General features: G+C 38.4%; 3 protein-coding genes. 1 reads left to right on the top strand and 2 read right to left on the bottom strand.

Translation table 11 applies throughout. The features are described 5' to 3' along the window. A partial coding sequence (gene murJ / locus ABXH34_RS17920; RefSeq protein ID WP_353573253.1) for a murein biosynthesis integral membrane protein MurJ occupies positions 1 to 1,458 on the bottom strand: 1,458 nt, incomplete at its 3' end. A 260-nt stretch (positions 1,459 to 1,718) separates the two neighbouring features. Between murJ and menA the strand changes: the two genes are divergently transcribed. Continuing rightward, complete coding sequence (gene menA, locus ABXH34_RS17915) at positions 1,719 to 2,645, top strand: 1,4-dihydroxy-2-naphthoate octaprenyltransferase (RefSeq protein WP_353573252.1); 927 nt, start codon at positions 1,719 to 1,721, stop codon at positions 2,643 to 2,645. A gap of 73 nt (positions 2,646 to 2,718) precedes the next feature. Here the strand turns inward: menA and ABXH34_RS17910 are convergent. Next, positions 2,719 to 4,680 (bottom strand): hypothetical protein (locus ABXH34_RS17910; protein ID WP_353573251.1); only part of this gene is annotated, 1,962 nt, incomplete at its 5' end.

Here is a 4,680-nt window from a genome sequence, read left to right as displayed (position 1 = left end):
CCATAGAAATAGCTGCGTAACACGTTCATACAACGACATTGCAATCCATTGCTCTAGCGAACCACTGCCCCATGCCAAAATCGTAGCCATTAAAATCGCAGAAGCTGAAATTCTAAGCAGAAAATTGCGCCAGCCATCCAAAGGCGTAAATACATTTTGTTGACGTAAATAATAGTAGAGCAAACTGGCGTTAATCAAGGCGGCGATGGAGGTTGCCAAGGCTAAACCAACATGCTGTAAATGATAAATAAAAGCCATATTCATCACCATATTGGATACCATTGATACAACAGCGACTTTAACTGGGGTTTTGGTATCTTGGCGTGAATAAAACCCAGAAGCCAGCACTTTAATTAAGACGAATCCCGTCAAACCAACCGAATACGCGATTAAACTGTGTGACGCACGTGCAATATCATGTTCGGTAAACTCACCGCCATAAAATAATGTGGTTAGTGTAGGAGCAGATAAGATAGCCAATCCAAAAGTGCAAGGCACGCCGATTAAAAATACCCAGCGCAAAGCCCAATCTAAGGTTGCTTCAAAAGCTTCATTATCATTTTCTGCTACCAATTTGGATAAATTAGGTAAAATCACCGTTGCCAAGGCTAAACCGAAAACACCAACTGGAAATTCCATTAAGCGATCTGAGTAATACAACCATGATACGCTGCCCGTAACGAGAAATGAAGCCAGTAAAGTATCGAATAATAAGTTGATTTGTGAAACCGATACCCCAAATAATGCAGGCAACATTAAGCGATGAATCCGTGCCACACCTTCATGTTTTAAATTGAACTTAGGTCGAGGGACTAAGCCTAAACGGTATAAAAAAGGAATTTGGAAACAAAGCTGTACAACACCTGCAATCAATACCCCCCAAGCTAACGCCATCACGGGTTGTTCAAAATAAGGGGCTAAAAACAAAGTTGCACCAATCATGCAAATATTTAATAAAACAGGCGTGAATGCAGGGATGGCAAATTTCCCATAAGTATTTAATACACTACCCGCAAAAGCCGTCAAAGCAATAAAAAATAAATAAGGAAAAGTCAGCATCAACATGTCAGATGTGAGCTGATACTTATCAGGTTGATTGATAAAGCCGGGGGCAAAAATGATAATTAGCAGCGGCGCACATAATATTCCAAGAATAGTGATAATCGCTAACAAACCGCCTAAGCTGCCTGCCACATGATTGACTAAATCATGCACTTCTTCTTTATTTCGCTGAGTTTTGTATTCACTTAAAACGGGGGTAAATGCTTGAGAAAACGCACCTTCTGCAAATAAACGGCGCATAAAATTCGGAATTTTAAATGCCACTAAAAAAGCATCTGTCGCTACACCTGCTCCAAAAGTATGTGCAATCACCACATCTCGGATAAAGCCGAAAATGCGCGAAATCATTGTCACGCCACCAACAATTGCGGTGGACTTCAGTAACTTATTTAACATAGAGCGGTGTTATTTTTGATTAGCAAAGGCGTGGATTTTAGCACTTTTCAAAATTGCTATAGTCGTTTTATTTTAAAGTGATACAAGGACTGGCAGTCCTCAAATTTGAAAGTGTTTGATATTTGAAATATTAAAGGACTGCCAGTCCTAACACATAACAAGAAATTCACTATAACAGTCAAACATTCGCTAAACTGTCACTCTCGGGTATCATTGAATAATTGATATGAATTGATTTTGACAGCCTATAGGATATGAGTATGAAACGCAGTTTATTGACTTGGGTACAAGCCACGCGACCACAATTTTTTACCGTGATGATATTGCCGATTGTATTAGGCACAATGCTGGCTTGGCGCGAATATCAAATGTTTTCAGCTGTATTATTGGGTTTGTCGTTGCTTGCAGGCGTTTTACTTCATGCGGCAACCAATGTGTTGAATGATTATTTCGATCATCTTAATCAAGCTGATGAATTTAATATTGACCCTTTGACCCCTTTTGCGGGCGGTAGTCGTATGATTCAAAATCAAATACTAACACCGAAACAAACTTATTATTTTGGTTTGATTTTATTAAGTATTGCTATGTTGATAGGGTTGATTTTAGCGTGGTTAACAGATTGGGGGTTATTGTGGATAGGCTTAGTTGGTGTGTTATCCGCTTATTTTTATTCAGCACCACCATTTGCTTTTCACAGTCGCGGTATAGGGGAATTATTGGTTGGGCTTAATTTTGGCATTTTGACGGTGTTAGGCGCATATTATGTACAAACACAAAGCTTTGATACATTACCCATTATTGCTGCGATTCCTTTAGCGTGTTTGGTGACAGCAATTTTATATATTAATGAATTCCCAGACTATGAAGCAGATAAAAAAGCAGGGAAAAATACATTAGTTGTACGCTTAGGATTCCCAGCCGCACAATCTGTTTATGTGGCTTTGATTGCTTTAAGTTTTATTATTGTCGGTATGGGGGCGTTTACAAGCTATTTTCCTTTGGCCACGGTGATTGTGTTTATTTCTCTGATTGAAGCTAAGAATGCGATTCAAGTTTTATATCAAGCGGCTGATAAGCCTAAACAACTGATACCTGCAATTAAAAATACCATTGAATTACATTTTATGATGAGTGTCGTATTGATTTTTAGCTTTTATTTGCCTGAAGGCAGTTGTTTTGCTTGATAGCCATTTTCACTCCAAAGCATTGAACTCCAACAAAAAATAGAGATGAATACTTTGGCTTGAGGATATTGAGTTATTCAATCACAAGTGTAGTGGTAACCAAACGTGAACAATCTTGCATCGAATAACTAAATTCCCCATCATTGCCGATTAAATTCACAGATGGTGGGACTTTTGTCTCAGCATGTGCCAGCGGCGTAAGATATGAATTAAAAGTAGGATAAATCAAAATTGATTGGCCAAAGTAAACTGCTTTAAAGCTTCCATCAACTTGATAAATAACTTTTTCAATTCCCTCAAACTTAGATATTAGATTAATAAATTCATGGGGTTTTAGCACTGTTGGATAAACCAGTTGTGATGAGCCATCAGGATAAATCACTCTTGCTTGTTGTCTCGCGCGTAATTTATCTGGAAGATGCATTCCTTTTTGCAAAATATCTGGCATTTGTGGCCAATCACAGGTTTCATCATCACAATATTCTTCTAGTGCAGGTTCTACAAACGCATCAAAAATAACCACAACATATATCTCTGTTTTAAATGCTCGAGTGCGGCGAGTATTATCATTGGTTAATTTGAGTAAGACATCACCTGCTTCATTGAATTTAACCACTTGTTTATCATAGTCGCAGGTTTGTTTGATTTCTGTTTCTTCATCAGGTTCTTCAAATATTTCTTCATCATCTCCGCTCAGTACTTCCACTAAACCAACGGGATCATTGGTTGATGGCGTAAGGAAAAAACTGTGCAAATTAGGTGTGGTCATAATGAAAAAACCGCCTTCGTCTTGTGATAAGCCTACAGGCGTATCTAAAGGAGCTTGCTCGATATTATTGACCCCCGGTAAAAAGGCAAACGTGACATCTTCATAATCACCTTCCCCAACAATATTCAACATTCCAGACTCATTCTGGGTAAAAATAAACTGGTCAAGATCAACATCACTTACATTAGGTGTTTGTTGTATACCTTCATTCAGTTGCTCTTGTGCCGTTTTACCACCCGTTCCACCCAAACTAAAACTAGAATCTAAATCGGCAATTTCAGGTAAACTGGCTTTTTGTTTAGAAACGGTTTTTTTAAGTTCAATCTCTTTGTAAGTTAATTTTGTACCCGCAGGGGCTGACAATTCTCCTGTATCTTCGTCAATGTCCCAATCAGCAGGCAAATATTTACGGGCTTTTTTAGGTTTAATTTTTTTCAACTTGGTAAAGATTTTTCCCGGTTTTTTAGATTTCTTAACAGTCTCTGGTTTTATCGCGTCTAACCTTTCTGGCGTTATCGCTTCTAATACTTCATCATTTAAAGCATCAACATTTTCAGCAGTCAAACCCGCGAGTGCTTCATCAGGCAGTAATTCAAATTGTTCTACTTCAATCGCTTCTACCGCTTCAGGCTGTAAGTGTTCAATATCTTCGGCTTCAAACTCTGCAAACACTTCCAATGGCAATTGCTCAATATGTTCTGGTTCAAACAGCTCAAAGGCAGCAGGCTCAATACCGTTGAATTGATATTCATCAATACTGTCTAATTCCGTTACATCTACACCAAAATCTTCTAAATTTGGATTTTTATAACTTTTAGGAAAAATGACCCCTATACCAATTTCAATATCATCAGGTAATTTGCTTGTCGGGCTGATCCGCACATTTTCAATTTTTGAGCCTGTAAGCAATTCAATATTACCTAAATAGGCTGGTTCTGATTTTGTGCCTTGAATCAGGCCACCCATTTTACCGCCAATAATTCGTGCATGAGGATGAATCTGTACGTTGATAATCGCGCCTTCACTTTGGATAATACCACCTAATTTACCACCAGAAATCGTTGCTCCATCAGTAAATTGCACATCGAATAATGTACCATGATTGATAATTTCACCTGCAAAACTACCTCCTGTGACTTCAGAATAAGCAGTAATCGTCACATCTTGCATTGTGCCCTGATTGGTATTGCTGCCACTGATTGAGCCACCTTGCACTGTTGCTCCTGCTTCAATCGTAATATTACTAATCAGACCACTGTTAATCAC

Source organism: Candidatus Albibeggiatoa sp. nov. BB20 (assembly GCA_016744725.1).
Classification (GTDB): Bacteria; Pseudomonadota; Gammaproteobacteria; order Beggiatoales; family Beggiatoaceae; genus Albibeggiatoa.
This window is presented reverse-complemented; position numbering and strand designations above follow the sequence as displayed.